Source organism: Nostoc sp. (genome assembly GCF_036919555.1).
GTDB lineage: Bacteria > Cyanobacteriota > Cyanobacteriia > Cyanobacteriales > Nostocaceae > Nostoc.
Genome location: NZ_JBALCS010000114.1, coordinates 42783 through 60769, shown reverse-complemented (window position 1 = coordinate 60769; position 17987 = coordinate 42783). Strand labels below are relative to the sequence as shown.

Below are 17987 nucleotides of genomic sequence, written 5' to 3'. Positions count from 1 at the left end.
GGCTATTTTACCTCCTTATCTTGCACTGGAATATACTTCTTTGGTCTGATAATCTAGAGACTGTCACCTTTTCTTTCTTTTTCAGCAACCCCTAAATAAAAACTAAAGATCAGTCGGGTGCTACCTCTATAGATTTCCATTGCCGGGTTAATGGAGGTTATTTTGGGGTGTCAAAAATTACTAATGAATTCAAAACAAGGTAATAGATTAGGTAATGATAAATGACGATTTATGAAAGCATTCAAAAATTCATCATTCATCATCAAGATTTGGAATTTATTTATATTAGACTAGTTTTGTGTAGATAACTATTGGAGATTATTTGCACATTTGCAATGTGCGGCGATCGCTAGCACTGATAGAATCTAACCGATGAAAGTCTTGCAGAGCCAATGAGTAAGCATAACTGCTTGACTCATCTTCACCGACCTTAGGCAGTGTACTGCTTGTAGCTACTTGATTCGACTGATTAGTTCTGGCTTCATTTGCTGAACCATTAACCGTCATCGCCAACTCTCCTGATGGGTTGAGTGTACCCTGAAAACAATTAAACTCTGATTCGGGCATATACAATGCACCCGTTACCTTGTCCTGGTGCTTTTGAAATATGATGTAACCTTGACTAACTTGGTTTGGTTTTGGGGATTGACCATAGAGATAAATCCCATCTTTTTCAGGAAAATTCGCTTTTGGTAAAACTCCTGCGCCTTTTGTAGCTTCCTGAGAATCTGGAACCAGCGCGGTGGTTGTAGGTACTGTTTTTCCGCTGTTATGGGCAAAAATCCACCGAGCTCCAGAAGCCGTATTAAGTTGACTTCTCTGCTCTCGAACTCTTCTTAGCTGCGACAGAAGAGAGGGTTCGGAGGTTTTCTGAATCTGAGCCGATGATAATGGAGAATTTGTAACTGATACTACTTGAGTTTGCTTGGCTATAAAGCCCAAACCGAAAAGTAAGCCTAAGCCCGCGAGGGAAATTCCCCACTGACGGGGAGATAATAACTGATGAAGGTTGTTAAGCACCCTACTTCTCCTGTTAAAAAATAAACTAAGTTCTTTAGAACTTACTTAAACTATAACCAAGTCTTAATTGTCAAAGACTTTGTTAACGACTTAATATTACTATTGTCCAAAAAATAAAACTGCCAAAAACTAAAGTTTTTATTTAATTTAGTTCAATAATCTTAGATTACATCAGTTAGAGTATTTATTCTTCATCTAATAGATTCATCTCATTGGGTGAGGTTAATCACAAATTAAACTCCAGTACTACAGCGAAATCCAAATATTTTCCTGGTTGTCGGCATAAAAAAATCGCCCCCTGAATTCAGGAGGCGCATCACCTTATGGAGACGTAGCAATGCTACGTCTCTACATTTAGCTAGCAACGTATTCTTGGACATTGGCACGACGGCGACGCAAATGAGCCAAAGCTTGATGCTCTAACTGACGGACGCGTTCACGGCTGAGACTCAATCTCTCACCCACTTTCGCCAATGACATTTCGTTACCATCCTCTAAACCAAAGCGTAAAGCTACAACTTCTCGCTGTTGCGGGGTTAGTTCCGCTAGCAGGTTGTTCAAGTCTTGGCGTAAGAATTCCTGGTTGGTGTAATACTCTGGTGATGGTCCATCATCTTCGAGCATTTCTTGCAACTCAGTATCCTGGTTCTCGCCAACTCGCACATCCAAAGAGACTGGTTGACGCGCCATATTCAGGTATTCGCGGATCTGAGCAGGTTCTAGTTCCAGTTCTTTGGCAATTTCGGCTGGAGTCGGCGATCGCCCCAAGCTTTGAGCCAACTCGCGCTGCACTTTTTTGATTTTATTCAGTTTCTCGGTAATGTGGATCGGTAAGCGGATGGTGCGACCTTGCTGGGCGATCGCGCGGGTAATTGCTTGGCGAATCCACCAGTAAGCGTAAGTCGAGAACTTATAACCCCTCATTGGGTCAAATTTCTCCACACCCCGCTCTAATCCTAGTGTTCCTTCCTGGATTAAATCCAGAAACTCCATATTCCGCTTTTGGTATTTTTTGGCAATAGCAACCACCAAGCGCAAATTCGCTTCGATCATTTTTTGCTTTGCCCGCTTACCTTGCGCCACCGTTTGTTGTATCTCGGTTTCCGATTGTTCAACCAGGTCAGCCCACTCTGACATATTCGGTTCCCGGTGCAGCTTCTTCGCCAAAGCTTCCTTGGCATCGATGAGCGTCATCATTTGTTGCACCTGCTTGCCATAGACAATTTCTTGTTCACGGGTTAGCAGTGGTACACGACCAATTTCCCGCAGATAGGTTCGCACCATATCAACCGTGAATTTGGTGTTGAGGTTTTCCGTTTGGGTGTTGACAGTAGGCATTGATGCGTTTTCCTCTACTCCGTAAACACAATGTATATTTTTCTTACTAAAATCAATGGATAAGGGTAGTACATCTATCACTAAATATCGGGAGCTACCAAAAGCAATTATCAATTGATACAGCCGTTTTTAAGACGGTAAGCCCCGAATGATAGGTTCCCCTACCTTCCCTAAATTTTCAATCTCTTATAAGCACGCTGGTTATTTTTGAGAATTTTCTCTTGAGCAGTTACTGACAGTATCTCGAAAATCCGAAGTCGGTATGAGTTCTACTTAGCTTTATATTACGATAAATCAGGCAAATAGTAAAGTATCTTCAGATAAAGCATATAATTATAATTCAAAATTGCTCATTTGCAAAGAAAAATTAAACCTCCTTGAAATTACTTACTACATCTATAGTGACGCGAAAAACCCCTCTTCTGTTGCCAAAACCTAGCGGGATAACCGAACTTAATTTGCTGTGATGATGGAGGGATGTCACGAATTAGCTATTGGGCATTGGGCATTGGGCATTGGGCATTGGGCATTGGGCATTGGTTAGGACTCATCATTTAACCAATGACAAATAACTATCTAGAATCCCAGGTCAGCTTTGGCTAGTTCAGCAGCAGCGAATACTTCGGCGTCAGGTTTTTCTTCCCAAGCTGGCTCACCAATTTCTTCGTAAAAAGTTGCGTCGTAAGGACGGGTACGCACGACTACTGGCATAGGAACGGCGTGACCCAATATTAAGGCTTGTTGCTTCGAGTCTAACTTTGCCAACACCGATCGCAGTCCACTACCACCAGATACACCGGTGAAAATCGCGTCAATGTCTTTTTCATCATTAAGCAAAGCGGTAATCCGAGTCCCAATCTGGGACATAACTTCATTATCTATGCCTGATGGACGTTGATCAACTACCAAAAGTGTAACAAAATACTTCCGCAGTTCACGGGCAATAGTCCCGAAGATAGTACTTTGTACCACTCCTGGGTCAAGGAAACGGTGCGCCTCTTCAATGGTAATCATCAATGGCGTGGGGCGATCGCTAGGATTTTTGCTTTGCAGGAATTTATCGGCTTTCTTGACGTAATGCTCATGAATACGGCGGGTGATCATATTCGTCACCAACATATAAGAGAGCATATTAGACTGGGAACCAAATTCTATCACAACATTCTTCCCAGATTCCAGGCACTGAACAATTTTACTAATGTAATTCTGGGGGCAAACCGCTCGCATATACTTCAAACTATCCATCCGCAATAGTTTGCGCTGCAATGCCATAATCGAGCCTTTGTGTCCGCGCTTCTCGTCGCAGAACATCTCAATTTCTTCGTTAGTCATATTCAGCAACTGGACAATCCAAGACTTGCCAAACTCACTATATAGAATATTGGCGTTATCCAAGGCTGCATCAGAGAGTCCTAAATCTCGACTACATAACTTAATATCTTCAACTTCAATTTGTTCGTAACTCAAATAAAGTTCTTGAGCATCACGCACCCCCCGGCGCTTTGTCGATTCCGGGTCGAGGGTGTAAACTTCTACCTTACTAGGAAAAAGTTGCTTTAAGCCCTTAACAGTACTGACGTTCTTCCCTTCTGCGACTGCTTCCCAGCCATACTCAGAGTGCATATCAAAAATCAAGTTTACTGCTGCATTTTTACGGATAACACCAGCTAAAAGTAGTCGCGTCAGAAAGGATTTACCAGTACCAGATTTCCCAAAAATCCCATTACTCCGTTCTACAAAGCGGTTTAAATCGATACAAACAGGCACATCCATATCCAAAGGTTTCCCGATGGAAAAATTGCGCCTTTGGGGGTCATCTTCCCAACCAAATACCCGGCGAAAATCCTCAACACTTGCTTCGTAAACTTGACTAAAGTGGCTAGGAATAGTTTTAACAGGCAACAATTCCATCGTCGTGCTGGTTTGTGGCACAAATGAAGCTAAACCCGTGATTGATGGAACGAAGGGATTTGTCGATTTGCCATTTGTTGGAGAAAAATATTCTTCAGATTCAGGAGTGAACATCAACATCGGCGCGAGGTTGATAGTACCGTATATACCACTTCCGGCTAAAACATCTCGTAAAAAAGTGTCTTCCCAATTGGGGGGATTAGCAGTAATTCGTGCATTAGCAGCTCCCAATGCTACATCTGTCAGCATACAAAAAAAACGCGATCGCATCCCTTGCACAACGAGAAACTTACCCACCCGCATATCTTCCACAGATATATCCGGATGCAATCGAACTTCTAACCCTTCAGTCAGAGAACCTTGAATAACCGAACCTAATGGCTGTCCCAAATTCATCTAATTAATTACATGATTGTTGATGCTATCTCTTATGTTGAATTTTAATTGCATAGGGCAAAAGTTGCGAATTTGTCATGAGTTTGGAGTTTGGAGTTTGGAGTTTGGAGTTAAGGAGTGTGAGGGAATAACTAATACCCAATGCCCAATGCCCCATGCCCCATGCCCCATGCCCCATGCCCCATGCCCCATGCCCCATGCCCCATGCCCCATGCCCCATGCCCCATTCCCAATGCCCCATTCCCCATGCCCCATTCCCCATGCCCCATGCCCCATTACCTAGTCAATCTCAATAGAAGTTGGCGCACTTCCAGTTGTTGGAGTGGTAATAATTAATGGTTTGCGGAATTGGGCGTAAAGGCGATCGCGCCAGGTGAAGAATGGTTCATAATCTATATTCTCTGTAAAGATTGGCAATCCTTTTCCTCTAATAGAAACTGGTAAATCCAGATAGGGTCCTGGGGGGAACTTGAGCAATATCGATAAGCCAGCCACTGCTAAGTCAGCTAAAGTCGGCTCATCTCCTGTTAAATAAGGACTATCTGCCAGTAACAATGTTAAAGCTTCCAAGTCTTGTTTTAAGGATGCGATCGCAGACTGGATCACATCTGGGCTATAACCTACCCCAAAACCTAACAGTGTCAGAAAGTCACTAGGTACTCCTCCAACCAGACTTTTAAATATATCTGGTGTTGACGTGGGTAATAAAGACTTGCGGAAATTTTGATCTTGACTTATGGCCGCAAATAGTGCTTTCCGACCCTTGATGCCTATGGACTCATCCGCCCATTCTTCTATTAATAAAGTTAAACCCCGTTTTTTGGGATCTTGCGGTATTATTGGGCGATCGGGATACTCTAAGTCTAAATACTTAGCTATTTCCGTAGAATCCGCAATATATCTATTACGATCCTTTAATACTGGGACTTGTTTTTGACCAGTCAGCCGGAACAGTTCTACTTGTCCAATCCCAGGTGTAACCTCTATTTTGCGGTAATCCAGTCCTTTAAAATCTAGAATTAGGCGCACTTTCTCTGAGTATTGAGATAGTTCCCATTGGTATAATTCCAGCATATTGTATACCTTGTAACTGGTCAACTTCTTAACTTTACAATTGTATCTTTAGTTAAAGTAATTTTTCTTGAGATTAGTTGCTTGTTGTCTATTTAATTGACATTAGGGTTAAACTTATGCCTGACTTTTGGGAAAATTGATTTAGAGGATGTCTGAAAAGTTTTGATAGGTAGTTTTAATCACGCAAGTTGTTTGAGCATTCAGACGAATCATCGCAACGTAAACAAAGGTTCCTGTCGTTTCCGATAAGATTTCATAATCCTTAGTATAGAATTTCATAAGTTCATAGCGAATTAAAATTGGTAAAACTCAGCGCCCCTCTGCGCTACCCTCTGCGTTTAAAAAAGCTACGAATTTCGGAAATGCTGTACTTACTTAATCGCCGACAGCAGTTAAACCAACCAAAAGTCCTTTCAACAAGCCAGCGTTTGGGTAATACAACAAAACCCTTCTGTTCTTCGTGGCGGGTAACAACACTTAAAATCCATCGATAGACATCAATTTAAATCTTTTTGGTGTGATAGAGAAAATTTCCTAAATTTACATAGAATATGTGCTAAATATATTTCATACTTATCAGCGTCATTTGAGGTTCGATATTTTATCTCACCAGCACAAATTCTTCTGGGGAAAATCTTACTTTCCTCTTCCATCAGATTTTGTGCATAGCAAAATGTTATAAATCTTTATGTAGTGTGTGGACAAAAAGACAAACGAAATTTATGAAGACAAATTATAGCAAATTGCTGACCACGTTGACAGGCATAGCAGGATTTATTAGTTTCAGCCTTCTCGTTACTTTACCATCTGATGCGAAAGAGGCACTAAATCCTAACCCCAGTATTTTCAACGAAGCCTCCTATAACCAGGGACAATGCCTTCAAGCAAACGCTCAATATACACCTGCTGAGGCTGCTTCCGAAATAGAAAAGGGCAATACCAAACCTCAACAAGTAGCACAGAATAGTGGCGGTGGGACGCTAAATCCCAAACCAAGTATTTTCAACGAGCCTCCCTATAACCGTGGTGGTAGCGTTACACCTAGTGAACCTGCACTCCGCACCCCACGTTCTATCCCGAAAACTCAACCTACCACAGCACCAACAGAAGCGCCATCTCCTGAGACACCTACTACAACTCCACCTGGACCCGGAGCAAGCGATAATCAAGGCAAAAACTTGTTAGCGTTGGCAGAGTCAAACGCTTCTTTTACCACCTTAACCAAGGCTTTGAAAGCAGCAGGATTGACCGGAGCTTTGCAAGGCAAAGATAACTTAACTATTTTTGCACCCACTGATGCAGCTTTTGCTAAGTTGCCACCAGATGCTTTGCAAGAATTGTTAAAACCAGCCAACAAAGAAGTATTGATCAAAATCTTAACTTACCATGTAGTAGCTGGTAAGGTATTGTCCACTGATTTGAAGTCTGGCGAAGTTAAAAGCCTTGAAGGCGGCACAATCAACGTAAAAGTTGATCCTGCTACCGGTGTAACTGTCAATGATGCGAAAGTGACGCAGGCAGATATCACAGGCACTAACGGTGTAATCCATGCGATTGATCAGGTTATTTTGCCTCCTGACTTGTAGTTTTTCGGTATCAGTACAACCGGAAACAGAACTAGGTTAGTATAAAGCATTAATAGTTAAAAATCCCGTTCAGATGTTAATTCTGGACGGTTTTTTTGTAATAACGGTGAGGAAGTGACTACAATTAGCTGAGTCCCTAATCTAAATCACTGAGGCATAGGCAGACTACCTTGTAGTATCATCTGACTTGCCCTAGCTTGACAGCTGGCACACGCACAGCCAAACATCTGCATGGCAAGCTGTTTAACTCTTTCATTAGCACGTATTGATGGGTATTGGGGATATTCTTGTGAAACAGGTGCGGCAACTGTCTGTGTGTCAGTGGATGTTAAGGTAGGATTGGCTAAATCTTGGGGAGAAAGCTTCTTAGCAAAAGCCGGATTGACACTTAGGAGCGTCAAGGCAAAAAAGCTAGAGCAGCAAACCAAAGCCATTACAATTTTATTCATGATTTTCCTAAGTAGTAGACTTGATCTTTAAGTTGAGCTTAGACGAAAAAACTATAAATCGCCATAAAAATTTTCAATATCTGTCGTAATGTCATCTCAGACACCAGTTTTATTTAAGCTGAGGGAAGCTACCTTGTAATACCATCTGACTTACACGAGCTTGACAGGCAGGGCAGTCACAGCCAAACTTCTGTATAGCAAGCTCTTCGAGTGATTGAGTAGAGCTGATTGATGAAAATTCAGGGGATTTTTTAGTTACAGATATATTAACTGTCTGCGTCTGATCCGAGTTCAACTTGGGAGAGGTTAAATCGTGAGGAGAAAGCTCTTTCGCAAAAGCTGGATTCACAGTTAGGAGGGTCAAGGCAAAAAAGCTAGAGCAGCAAACCAAAGCCATTACAATTTTATTCATGATTTTCCTGAGTAGTAAACCTTATTATTAGTTGAGTTTAGCGAAAAAAACCTCCAAATCGCCATAAAAATTCAACTTGTTTTTAGTCGGCGAGTGGCGATTGATAGAAGCGCTGATTTCCATCGAAATAACAATTACTTTTTCTTTGCAATCAGCTTTTGATCTTTATCTTGCATTTCTAAAAGTTCAGGGATAGTAACAAAGCTATAGCCCTGTTTCCGAAAGTTGGCAATAATTTCAGGTAAAGCTTGCACAGTTTTAGAGCGATTACCACCACCATCATGCATCAGCACAATCCCACCTGGTTTGGCATTCCTGAACACATTCTTAATTAGCTTTGGTACAGCAGGACGCGAGTAGTCTACAGAGTCAGTTGACCAGAGAATGATTGCATATTTGCTATTTCTAGCGTAAGCAGCCACCCCATTGTGCATGATTCCCCCTGGTGGTCGAAATAAATTTGTTTTAATCCCTGTCACTTGATAAATCAGGTCTGCTGTATGGTCAATTTCATAGGCAGCTGCTTGTGGATTCAAGAATTGATACCAATGATGCCAAGTATGATTACCAATTACGTGACCTTCAGCAATCTCCCGCTTTACTAAGCCTGGATAATTCTTCACGTTCTGCCCAATGAGGAAAAATGTCCCTTTGATCTGATTTTGTTTAAGAATATCCAGTACTTGCGCGGTACTCTCAGGCCATGGCCCATCATCAAAGGTAAGAGCAATTACTTTCTGCTCGGGAGTAAGTTTTGCCGACTCAACTATTGCCCCTTGAAAGCGTTGTGGCACAGCATAGGAAAGACCCTTTGTTTGTGCTTGTTTCTGCCAACTTTGAAGCATCATCGCTTTTAGTTCTTCAATCTGCTGCTGAGTTCCAACCTTGGCTGGTAGATTCTTTACATCTATATTCTCTGTACTTTGAGCCTCAGATGAGCTTGACTTGATAAGCATCATCGTGCTTACACTCAAACTGGCACTCAAGACAACCAAGGTAATTAATATTTTTTGCAGACCAAAAAATGACTTATTGCCTTCCACTTCATAGCTCCTTCAAGGGTCGAACCATCTTTTTTTTCACAATACTTCTAGCAGTTTTTTATACTCTGGTAAGCCTTGCCATGCAAGTTACAGCATGAACAGGATGATTGGTATATTTTTTAAAGTTAGCTCCAACCCTGACTCTGAAAAAATACCTTACCCTACGGATAATCTAAATATCTATAAGTAAAACCTTCACCATGAAGGTGAGAGCCTTCTTGCGCGTTAGTTTTTGTATGAGGTATAAGGGGAATTTCGAGAACTGTAAAAGGTAATTGATTCTACGTTACTAACATGAATATATTTAATGTAGGTTGAATATTACATATCCTATTGACGAAGCCATTGCGAAATCGTGGCGAAGGTGTGACTTTCCTTGAGTGATGACGGCACAGGGGAGACGTATTAAAAAATTTATTAGATCCCCCGACCGCGCCAGATGAGTAAACACCATTGGCTGCCGAAAGTTCTGCAAATAAGGTTTTAGAGTGAGTCAGAGAATCTCGCACGCTTACTTTTATCTTACTCGCTTAAAAAAGGGACTTCCAATAAATCATCTATTTTGTAGGGTGGGTAAGATGCCATCGGTGTCAAGTTAACGTGAAAGCCAGTCTAGAAGCAGCTTTTAGAGGTTATCTCGTCAAGAGTCTCCGACTCTTAATGCCTAATGGAGGGCTGCCGCCTCAAGACTGGCGGCAGAGCCGCAATTGAGGTGCATTTCCAGCCAGAGGCTGGAAACGAGGTATTAAAAGGGTTTGCGCTTAAGTTGACACCAATACTAAGATACCCACCCCACAACAGATAACTGGATACTTTTTTATTTGGAAATACCTTAACAGTTTACAGACTAGATATTACATCCCGTGCTACTGCTAAAGTCTGCTCAATATCCTCTTCGGTGTGAGCAAAAGACGTAAACCCAGCTTCAAACTGAGAAGGTGCTAAGTAAACACCATGCTCTAACATCCCACGATGGAAGCGTCCGAATTTAGCTGTATCAGACTTTTTCGCATCTTCGTAGTTATGAACTGGGCCAGAGGTAAAGAATAAGCCGAACATCGCACTGATTTGACCGCCGTAAACCGCATGACCATTTTCTTTGGCAATTTGCAGCAAACCATCTCCTAGCTTTTTAGTAATCCGCTCAAGATACTCGTAAGTACCTGGCTTTTGCAGCAATTCTAAAGTCTTAATGCCAGCAGTCATCGCCAAGGGATTACCAGAAAGAGTCCCAGCTTGATATACGGGGCCGGCGGGCGCAACCATTGACATAATATCTCGACGACCGCCATAGGCCCCCACTGGCAAACCACCACCAATAACTTTGCCCAAGGTTGTTAAATCGGGAGTGACGCCAAATTTTTCCTGAGCGCCACCGTAAGCAATACGGAAGCCTGTCATCACTTCGTCAAATACCAATAACGCTCCATACTCGTGAGTCAGTTCTCGTAATCCTTCTAAAAAGCCAGCATCAGGCGCAATAAATCCAGCATTGCCGACGACTGGCTCAAGAATAACGCCAGCAATCTCGTCGCGGTTTTCTTCAAACAAGGCTTTAACGGCTTCTAAGTCATTGAAAGGCGCAGTTAGAGTGGTGCTAGTTGCTAATTTAGGTACTCCCGGTGAGTCTGGCAAACCAAGTGTAGCAACACCAGAACCTGCCTTTACTAGAAAAGCATCGGCGTGTCCGTGGTAGCAGCCTTCAAACTTAATGATTTTCTCCCGGTTGGTGAAAGCCCGCATCAACCGTAAAACTCCCATACAGGCTTCAGTTCCAGAGTTGACAAATCTGACCATTTCGATGCTAGGAACGGCATCGATGACCATTTCTGCCAAAACATTTTCTAGGACTGAGGGGGCACCGAAACTGGTGCCTTTTTCTAAAGCTTCATGCAACGCTGCAATTACTTCTGGATGAGCATGACCGCAAATAGCTGGCCCCCAGGTGCCTACATAATCTATGTATTGGTTGCCATCTACATCCCAAATATATGCGCCTTTAACACGATCAAAAACGATGGGTTGTCCGCCCACAGATTTAAAGGCACGAACTGGAGAACTGACTCCTCCTGGCATGAGGTTTTGAGCAGTGGCGAAGACTTCTTGTGATTTTGTTGTTTTAATTGTGGTATTTACCAAAGTTCTCTCCTAATAGCGGGCAATAAAAAGCTCTATCTTAGGATAGGGTCAAAAGTTACTTAGAATTTCTATCCTATAGAATTAACTGAACCAAAAAAATAACAATATGTTATACAAGTCGAATGAAGACTTGCCTTTAGATATTCAAACTCGATTATCTGAAGCATACCAGGATCTTTACCGAGCAGCTTTTAACTCGGCGATCCATTGGTATGGTGAAGCCTCAAAAGCTCACAAAGTCGCGTTGAGTGCTGTAAAGATGCAGTCTGCTATGGAACGGAATGCTCTTGTTGAGAGCTAGATAAGATAATTGAATTTAAAAAAACATCCCAGCTGCTCTATTCAGAATGGTATCGTGAATCCATGAATTATTCTCATTAGAGCAAACTGCTGGTATGTCTTCTAACGATTCGCGATCGCTGCATTACACCATCCCTGTTGAGGAAATTCGCTACGATGAACGAGGTCTAGTACCGGCAATTGTCCAAGATTATTTGGATGGTACTGTCCTGATGATGGCGTGGATGAATCAGGAGTCGTTACAAAAGACTTTAGAAACTGAAGAAACTTGGTTTTGGAGCCGTTCCCGGCAAGAATTGTGGCACAAGGGGGCGACTTCTGGACATATTCAGAAAGTGCAGAGTATCCGTTATGACTGTGATAGTGATGCGCTGCTCATCGGGGTAGAGCAATTAGGAGATGTTGCCTGCCATACTGGAGAACGCAGTTGCTTTCATCAAATAGAAGGGAAAATTGCCCCACCACCAGGGGATACATTGTCGCAATTATTTCAAGTAATATGCGATCGCCGCGACAATCCGATTGAAAGTTCTTATACCTGTAAACTATTCGCAGGTGGCGATAACAAAATTTTGAAAAAGATCGGTGAGGAAACTGCTGAGGTGGTGATGGCCTTTAAGGATGATCAAGCAGATGCGATCGCGGGTGAAGTGGCTGATTTGCTCTATCATACTTTGGTTGCCTTAGCTCACCATCAAGTTGATTTGAAATCGGTGTATCGCAAGTTGCAAGAACGTCGTCAATAAAGAATGTAGGCAAATGGCAGTAAAATAAGCGAGCAGGGGAAGTAGATAAAAAACTTGATTCCCTAGCTTTGCCAGTTGCCAGACTTAAACAAGCGTGCCCTTTGTTATTGGCTATGGCGAGTTAACTTAGCTGTGTACCTACAGGTTGAACCTCTCTGGCCAAACCAATATGTGCCAACGACAATGATGTATGGTTAAACTTTATCCCAGCTAAAGCCCACTGAAGTTCAAGTGTCCCCACCCAGAAACGCGCCCGGTCGATGACATCCGATAACATCGGATAGCCACTTTCCATACGCCGCACAATACTTTCTCCGTAATTACTAAGTTGCACTGCGATATCACAAGCTGGGTCGCCCAAACCAGCCGTACCAAAATCAATCAGACCACTGATAGTCTCAGAGATCGGGTCAAACAGAATGTGATACACTGGCTTGTCACCGTCAATCAGTACGGGTGTGTAACTCAGGTCAAGTTCACCTGTAAGCACGGGTGCAAAGAGTTCGTGTATCCAAGTTTGCTGATGACGCCACAGGTGAGGGAAGAGAGTTTCCTGAACTTGCTCATACAACTGCAACCAATCTTCACGGGAACGTTCTGCACCAGAGGAAGACACCCCAGCATTAACTAAAATTTCATCGGGGATGCTGTGCAATTGTAGGTGAAATCTGGCTAGTTGGGAGATAATACGCGCTTGTGATGCTTCACTGAGCTTCAGCAGGGTATTACGGGATAGCGGTTCACCTCTAAGAAATTTGTAGCTTGCAAAGCCTTCTTCCAGGTGTTCAAAGTGCGGAACTCGCAAATCAACATACTTTTGCACCACTTGCAACACCTTAGCTTCATGGGAAAACAGGTGCTTTCCCCAGTCATCTTTGGCAAAGCGACATACAAGCTCATAATTTACAATTACCACATCGTTAACCATCCCATCTTGATTAAAGTCAAGATGGTCAATAGAGATATTGGGATAGACAGCACGAATTTTTTCGAGATACGAGGAAGGAATATTCACAGTAAATCCTGACGCAATCACAACAAACAAAAAATCAAAACTCATCAGACTTTTAGCCCGATCGCAGCGACTTATAATCATTTGCCTGTTTGTTGTATCAACGTACCACTGTGATTTAACTCCCTAAAAAATCGCTAAGAGCATAATAACATTTTAGTGATTAATCAGTCCAAATTCGATTCAGATACTGTAAAATTACTACGACGATCACCACACTCAAAGAAAAGCCGAGCCAGAAACTATCAGTAATAATTCGCGGTTGATCTAATGCCCATCCACCCAAGGGATGACCAATAAAATAGCCAACACCCCAGCAGACAGCGTTGATGGAGAAATAAACGCCGCGTTGATTTTCCGGGGCTAACTCAGTGACTAAAGAAGCAGCAGATGGGGTATAAGAAACAATCGCCACAGCAAATACTCCCAATGCCAATATTACCCAAACTAGATTATGAGATGGGACGGTACCGCTTACCCAAATGAGTCCAAAACCAATTGCCCAGAGAATGGCGGAAACAGTAAGTGCGAGTGTGTGAGAGCAGCGTTTTAAGGCACTGGTAACAGGCAATTGACAAATGATGGCTAGCACCAGATGCCAAGCAAATAGAACGCTAATCGTAGTTTGAGCAAATCCTTCGGTAGTACTTTTTATAACAAAGTTTTTGAAGTAAAGCGGCAGGGTGCTGTGTATTTGAGAAATATAGATTGTGAAGAATATATTAACTGCTATGTAGACCAGGAAACGGCGATCGCTTAATACTGCCATCCAAGAAGCAAAATATTCTGTCTTTTCTAATTCCTTTATCTGCTGTTGCTCGGTTTCACTAATTCCCAGATAGATAACCCCAAAAAACACCAGAAAAGAGATGGCATCAATGACAAATAACCATCGATAACTCCCAATTATCGCGATTAAAAGCCCAGCAAGCACAATTCCGATCGCTAACCCCAGATTATCAGCTAGTCGGGCGATCGCAAAAGTTTCGCGGCGATTATCTCGCTGGCGTCAGCAACAACAGCTTCAGCCGCCGGCCAATAAAAACCTATCCCTAAACCGCTAATCAAGCTACCAATTACCAAAATAGTAAAATTACTGGTTGCAGCTAAAACTAGAGAACCACTTGCTGAAATCGCCGTGGCTAGCAACAAAGTGCGGCGGCGTCCCCAGTGTCCAGAATCAGCCAAAGAACCACCTACAATCCGCCCTACAATGCCGGAAATCGAGGCGCTACCCAAGGCTACCCCGACGCTGGTTGCAGATAAACCAACTTGATTGACAAAAAAGATGGGGGCGTAAAACAGGGTAAAGCCGGTGCCAACTTCCGAGAAGAATCTACCAATTGCGAAAATCCAGACCTGGGGATGTATCGAGGGCAGCCACGATGATAATTGTGATTGAGAAGCTAATTTCATCAGGTTAAATGTCATAGTTTCGTGACATTTTTGTAATTCTTATCATTGCCTATAATTTTCCTCACTCATTCCACAGGGTTTCCACAGGGATTTTCGTAGTTTTCCACAGGCGCTCAACGAGCCAATCGGCTTCTTAGAGTCTGACTGGGGATTGTTAATTGACAGTGACAAGGAACTTCAAAGACTGAGTTTTTATAAAGTAAAGTAACGAAAACTCGGCTTCAAACCTGATTATTCCGTTCGTATTTATTTTTTATACCATCCTTTTTAACATTTCGCAGCATTGACAAACCCACCCCCTCTTGGCGCACAATGATTCGGCTTGCTTTAATAGTCCGTTCAACCGTTTGCATCAAATGTGTAAAATATATTACCACCAGATGTGGGCGCAGATTGTCAGGCTAGCGAAAGAGCGTGTGAGGTAGCTTAATTGCCGTTTCACCGCAAGCAACTTGTCCCCCTTGATTATCCTCATAGGAGGAAAATCTCATGAAAGCAACGGTTAGCATCTTTACAGAAATTCCCGAAACACTCCACGAATCCTTAAAAAACTACTTAGAAAAGCATCCCGATTGGGATGAAAACAGAGTGTTGACGGCGGCGTTATCATTATTTTTACTCCAAAATGGAGATAGCGATCGCCGTGCTGCCCGAGTCTATCTGGAAACTTTGTTTCACCACTCTTCAGTAGAAATGCCCAGCATCGATTCATCCACGACAGCTAATCTACTAGACACCCCATAGGTACTGGTATGAAGGGCGTTATTCTGACTCATGCCCTAATATGGGCACGGCAAACCGTGCCCCATCAATGGGATTTTGACCGAATAGCGATCGGCCATCTGGGGGCAATATTAAAACAAAAAAGATCAGTATATTCTGATCCTTAAAAGGGTTCCAATAGTTTCTCCTGTTGCTAAAGCCAAAGAAATTCACTGATTACTCCCCCAAGAGTTAACATTCAAGAGTTAAAAAACTCTTGAGTGTTAACTCAGGATTTAGCTTCTAACTGTTGGGGGTAGCTAGGAGATTCAAACTTATACCCTACACCACGTACAGTTTGAATTAGTGCTGGCTGACTAGAATCAATTTCAATCTTCTTGCGAATTTGGCCGATATGTACATCTACAACTCGCTGGTCGCCGACATATTCATAGTCCCAGACCTCTTGGATTAGTTCTGCACGCCGCCAAACTCGACCTGGATGACTGGCTAAAAAATGCAACAAGTCAAATTCCAGAGCAGTTAAGAGTACTGCTTGGTTATTAAGTGCCACCTCCCGTCGCACCGGATCAATCATAAGTTTTTCAAATACCAAGCGTTTCTGCTCGGCGCTAGTTATCACTCGCTGACGCCTCAAAATAGCTCCGACTCTGACTTCTAGCTCTCCCAACCCAAAAGGCTTGGTAAGATAATCATCAGCACCTTTAGAAAAACCGCGAATTTTGTCAGCTTCATCAGCACGGCTAGTCAACATCAAAACAAAAACACCATTACGACTTTGCATCTCTTGGCAGAGGTTAAACCCAGTTACATCTGGTAAATTCACATCTAGAATTACCAAATCAGGGTTAAATTGCTCAAATAGAGCTAAGGCTGTCTTTCCATCTTCGGCAGCCTCCACCTGATAGTTCTGCTTAATCAAAAAGCGTTGGATTAAATTCCGAACCGCAGGGTCGTCGTCAACTACAAGAATCTTGGCAGGAGCCATGACCATTACTTTGCACAAAAATTCGTAAGATTAACAAGAGGTTTGCGTAAAAACGCAGTTGCCACTTTAGGACTAACTAAGAACCTACACGGCTACGCTATAAGAATCCTGATCATTCTAAAGATAAATACTCTAATCAGGATTGTGAGCGATGAGAACGCTAAACTTCTGTTAGCCACAGTATATAGGGGCTCTGGCTTTAGCCGCAACAGTTGTTGAGACCAAAACACCTTGTTGATCCCAGTTAGGTGGTAACTTAAAACGTTTTAATTCTAAATCGAGATGTGGATATATACCACAAGCGATTATTCAGTATAATTAAAAAAACTCTGTTAGGGTACAGTAAGTCGCCAAATCTGAAACAGTAAAGTTGATTTTTTCATCAAAACTATGTGTTTTAGGTATTCTCCGTTCAAATTCTAGATTAGAGCCAGAACTGGGTAACGACATGAGGGTATACACGGAGTTATGGCGATATGTTAAAGTGACTACAGTTGAAATTACAAAGTCGATCAAACTAACCCGTGCTACTATCCTGGTAGGGCATAAGATAGATCGAAACTTTATTTTCGATCAAAATAAAACCTAAAGCTGTTTTTTCTTCGACAAAAGACTGCCGCTGACTGAGGCTGAAGTAATAAACTCCCATGAGCGATCAAAATCCCTACGAAAAACTTGGGGTATCAGAAGAGGCTAGCTTCGATGAAATTCAGGATGCTCGTAATCGCCTATTCGAGCAACATAGTGGCGATGTCAAGCATTTAGAACTAATTGAAGCGGCTTACGATGCGATTTTAATGGATCGCTTACGGATGCGCCAGGAAGGTAAAATTAAAGTCCCTGAGCGTATTCGGTTTCCAGAGTTGCGAGTCCAATCGCCTCTTAAAGAAAGTCCAACCCCTAGCGAGCAGTCACCTGCATGGCTGCAACGGATGCTGGATCAGCCAACGCCTGCGGATATTCTCTTACCAGGAGCTTGGTTTCTTGGTTTGAGTTCTATTAGTCTGTTTTATCCAGAGGGAGGCGATCAAGTTTTGCAGTTAGCATTGGTGGTTGGGGTAGGTACCAGTATTTATTTTCTCAATCGCAAAGAAGGCAAATTTGGCCGAGCAGTTTTGTTCACCCTAGTCAGTTTAATCATTGGCTTAATCACAGGTGGACTAGTTGCTAGCTGGCTGTTACCACAAATATCATTTACTAGTCTGGGAACGAATCAGTTCTCTACGGTAGTAACGTTTATATTGTTGTGGTTGGTTAGTAGCTTTCTACGGTAAACCGCTACCCGTAAGCAAGTTTCTATAAAGAAGACATGATTTATGTGTGTTCTTCTCAAATAAGAGAGTCAGGAGTCAGAATACCTATTTTGACTCCTATTTTAATTTTCAACCTGAATGCCGATTAATATCATGTCCGCATAATTAGTTACGATTCCCA

The 17987-nt window shown here is 42.5% G+C and carries 18 protein-coding genes and 2 pseudogenes; 5 read left to right on the top strand and 15 right to left on the bottom strand.

What is annotated here, in order from left to right; genetic code table 11:
• Positions 1 to 318: 318 nt before the first annotated feature.
• The 7 genes and pseudogenes from V7K36_RS31560 to V7K36_RS31530 form a co-directional block, all read right to left on the bottom strand.
• Complete coding sequence (locus tag V7K36_RS31560) at positions 319 to 1020, bottom strand: hypothetical protein (protein ID WP_335121730.1); 702 nt, start codon at positions 1018 to 1020, stop codon at positions 319 to 321.
• A 354-nt stretch (positions 1021 to 1374) separates the two neighbouring features.
• Positions 1375 to 2358 carry an RNA polymerase sigma factor, RpoD/SigA family gene (locus V7K36_RS31555; protein ID WP_335121729.1) on the bottom strand — a complete coding sequence of 328 codons (984 nt, stop codon included), beginning with the start codon at positions 2356 to 2358 and terminating at the stop codon, positions 1375 to 1377.
• Positions 2359 to 2934: 576 nt separating this feature from the next.
• Positions 2935 to 4665 carry an ATP-binding protein gene (locus V7K36_RS31550; RefSeq protein WP_335121727.1) on the bottom strand — a complete coding sequence of 577 codons (1731 nt, stop codon included), beginning with the start codon at positions 4663 to 4665 and terminating at the stop codon, positions 2935 to 2937.
• 131 nt (positions 4666 to 4796) lie between these two features.
• Positions 4797 to 4934 carry a hypothetical protein gene (locus tag V7K36_RS31545; RefSeq protein ID WP_335121725.1) on the bottom strand — a complete coding sequence of 46 codons (138 nt, stop codon included), beginning with the start codon at positions 4932 to 4934 and terminating at the stop codon, positions 4797 to 4799.
• A gap of 10 nt (positions 4935 to 4944) precedes the next feature.
• On the bottom strand, positions 4945 to 5739 hold the full coding sequence (locus tag V7K36_RS31540) for a glutathione S-transferase family protein (protein ID WP_335121723.1): 795 nt from the start codon (positions 5737 to 5739) through the stop codon (positions 4945 to 4947).
• A 141-nt stretch (positions 5740 to 5880) separates the two neighbouring features.
• Positions 5881 to 6018 (bottom strand): hypothetical protein, encoded by a 138-nt coding sequence (locus V7K36_RS31535; RefSeq protein WP_335121721.1) that lies wholly within the window; start codon positions 6016 to 6018, stop codon positions 5881 to 5883.
• Between the two features lie 46 nt (positions 6019 to 6064).
• A pseudogene (locus V7K36_RS31530) lies at positions 6065 to 6220 on the bottom strand (transposase); the annotation flags it as partial.
• Positions 6221 to 6461: 241 nt separating this feature from the next.
• On the opposite strand from V7K36_RS31530, the gene V7K36_RS31525 reads away from it, so the two are divergent.
• Positions 6462 to 7325 carry a fasciclin domain-containing protein gene (locus V7K36_RS31525; protein ID WP_335121720.1) on the top strand — a complete coding sequence of 288 codons (864 nt, stop codon included), beginning with the start codon at positions 6462 to 6464 and terminating at the stop codon, positions 7323 to 7325.
• Between the two features lie 146 nt (positions 7326 to 7471).
• Here V7K36_RS31525 and V7K36_RS31520 read toward each other — a convergent pair whose 3' ends face one another.
• The 4 genes from V7K36_RS31520 to hemL form a co-directional block, all read right to left on the bottom strand.
• A complete protein-coding gene (locus tag V7K36_RS31520) occupies positions 7472 to 7774 on the bottom strand; it encodes a hypothetical protein (protein WP_335121718.1) in 303 nt (100 codons plus the stop codon).
• A gap of 109 nt (positions 7775 to 7883) precedes the next feature.
• A complete protein-coding gene (locus tag V7K36_RS31515) occupies positions 7884 to 8186 on the bottom strand; it encodes a hypothetical protein (protein WP_334832076.1) in 303 nt (100 codons plus the stop codon).
• Positions 8187 to 8320: 134 nt separating this feature from the next.
• A complete protein-coding gene (locus tag V7K36_RS31510; protein ID WP_335121716.1) occupies positions 8321 to 9229 on the bottom strand; it encodes a polysaccharide deacetylase family protein in 909 nt (302 codons plus the stop codon).
• A gap of 840 nt (positions 9230 to 10069) precedes the next feature.
• A complete protein-coding gene (gene hemL / locus V7K36_RS31505) occupies positions 10070 to 11368 on the bottom strand; it encodes a glutamate-1-semialdehyde 2,1-aminomutase (RefSeq protein WP_335121714.1) in 1299 nt (432 codons plus the stop codon).
• Positions 11369 to 11474: 106 nt separating this feature from the next.
• On the opposite strand from hemL, the gene V7K36_RS31500 reads away from it, so the two are divergent.
• Both V7K36_RS31500 and hisIE read left to right on the top strand, forming a co-directional pair.
• Positions 11475 to 11669 (top strand): ChaB family protein, encoded by a 195-nt coding sequence (locus V7K36_RS31500; RefSeq protein WP_196523355.1) that lies wholly within the window; start codon positions 11475 to 11477, stop codon positions 11667 to 11669.
• A gap of 94 nt (positions 11670 to 11763) precedes the next feature.
• Entirely contained in the window at positions 11764 to 12414 is a 651-nt protein-coding gene (gene hisIE, locus V7K36_RS31495; protein ID WP_335097538.1) for a bifunctional phosphoribosyl-AMP cyclohydrolase/phosphoribosyl-ATP diphosphatase HisIE, read from the top strand.
• 121 nt (positions 12415 to 12535) lie between these two features.
• On the opposite strand, the gene V7K36_RS31490 is transcribed toward hisIE, so the two are convergent.
• The 3 genes from V7K36_RS31490 to V7K36_RS31480 form a co-directional block, all read right to left on the bottom strand.
• The gene (locus tag V7K36_RS31490) at positions 12536 to 13510 is read right to left on the bottom strand and encodes a phosphotransferase family protein (RefSeq protein WP_335121712.1); all 975 of its coding nucleotides are present in this window, start codon (positions 13508 to 13510) and stop codon (positions 12536 to 12538) included.
• A 79-nt stretch (positions 13511 to 13589) separates the two neighbouring features.
• Positions 13590 to 14369, bottom strand: coding sequence for an MFS transporter (locus V7K36_RS31485; protein ID WP_335121739.1), 780 nt, complete (start codon positions 14367 to 14369; stop codon positions 13590 to 13592).
• A gap of 20 nt (positions 14370 to 14389) precedes the next feature.
• The gene (locus tag V7K36_RS31480; RefSeq protein ID WP_335121710.1) at positions 14390 to 14857 is read right to left on the bottom strand and encodes an MFS transporter; all 468 of its coding nucleotides are present in this window, start codon (positions 14855 to 14857) and stop codon (positions 14390 to 14392) included.
• 474 nt (positions 14858 to 15331) lie between these two features.
• On the opposite strand from V7K36_RS31480, the pseudogene V7K36_RS31475 reads away from it, so the two are divergent.
• A pseudogene (locus tag V7K36_RS31475) lies at positions 15332 to 15523 on the top strand (DUF2811 domain-containing protein); the annotation flags it as partial.
• Positions 15524 to 15833: 310 nt separating this feature from the next.
• Here the strand turns inward: V7K36_RS31475 and V7K36_RS31470 are convergent.
• Entirely contained in the window at positions 15834 to 16553 is a 720-nt protein-coding gene (locus tag V7K36_RS31470; protein WP_334832065.1) for a response regulator transcription factor, read from the bottom strand.
• Positions 16554 to 17200: 647 nt separating this feature from the next.
• On the opposite strand from V7K36_RS31470, the gene V7K36_RS31465 reads away from it, so the two are divergent.
• Positions 17201 to 17827, top strand: a complete 627-nt coding sequence (locus V7K36_RS31465) for a CPP1-like family protein (RefSeq protein ID WP_335121709.1) — start codon at positions 17201 to 17203, stop codon at positions 17825 to 17827.
• Positions 17828 to 17987: the final 160 nt, after the last annotated feature.

Bases quoted from the DNA above. Each gene is read 5' to 3' on its own strand.
- V7K36_RS31555 (WP_335121729.1), bottom strand. From the start codon at position 2,358: ATGCCTACTGTCAACACCCAAACGGAAAACCTCAACACCAAATTCACG.
- V7K36_RS31550 (WP_335121727.1), bottom strand. From the start codon at position 4,665: ATGAATTTGGGACAGCCATTAGGTTCGGTTATTCAAGGTTCTCTGACT.
- V7K36_RS31545 (WP_335121725.1), bottom strand. From the start codon at position 4,934: ATGGGGCATGGGGAATGGGGCATGGGGAATGGGGCATTGGGAATGGGG.
- V7K36_RS31540 (WP_335121723.1), bottom strand. From the start codon at position 5,739: ATGCTGGAATTATACCAATGGGAACTATCTCAATACTCAGAGAAAGTG.
- V7K36_RS31535 (WP_335121721.1), bottom strand. From the start codon at position 6,018: ATGAAATTCTATACTAAGGATTATGAAATCTTATCGGAAACGACAGGA.
- V7K36_RS31525 (WP_335121720.1), top strand. From the start codon at position 6,462: ATGAAGACAAATTATAGCAAATTGCTGACCACGTTGACAGGCATAGCA.
- V7K36_RS31520 (WP_335121718.1), bottom strand. From the start codon at position 7,774: ATGAATAAAATTGTAATGGCTTTGGTTTGCTGCTCTAGCTTTTTTGCC.
- V7K36_RS31515 (WP_334832076.1), bottom strand. From the start codon at position 8,186: ATGAATAAAATTGTAATGGCTTTGGTTTGCTGCTCTAGCTTTTTTGCC.
- V7K36_RS31500 (WP_196523355.1), top strand. From the start codon at position 11,475: ATGTTATACAAGTCGAATGAAGACTTGCCTTTAGATATTCAAACTCGA.
- hisIE (WP_335097538.1), top strand. From the start codon at position 11,764: ATGTCTTCTAACGATTCGCGATCGCTGCATTACACCATCCCTGTTGAG.
- V7K36_RS31490 (WP_335121712.1), bottom strand. From the start codon at position 13,510: ATGATTATAAGTCGCTGCGATCGGGCTAAAAGTCTGATGAGTTTTGAT.
- V7K36_RS31480 (WP_335121710.1), bottom strand. From the start codon at position 14,857: ATGACATTTAACCTGATGAAATTAGCTTCTCAATCACAATTATCATCG.
- V7K36_RS31470 (WP_334832065.1), bottom strand. From the start codon at position 16,553: ATGGCTCCTGCCAAGATTCTTGTAGTTGACGACGACCCTGCGGTTCGG.
- V7K36_RS31465 (WP_335121709.1), top strand. From the start codon at position 17,201: ATGAGCGATCAAAATCCCTACGAAAAACTTGGGGTATCAGAAGAGGCT.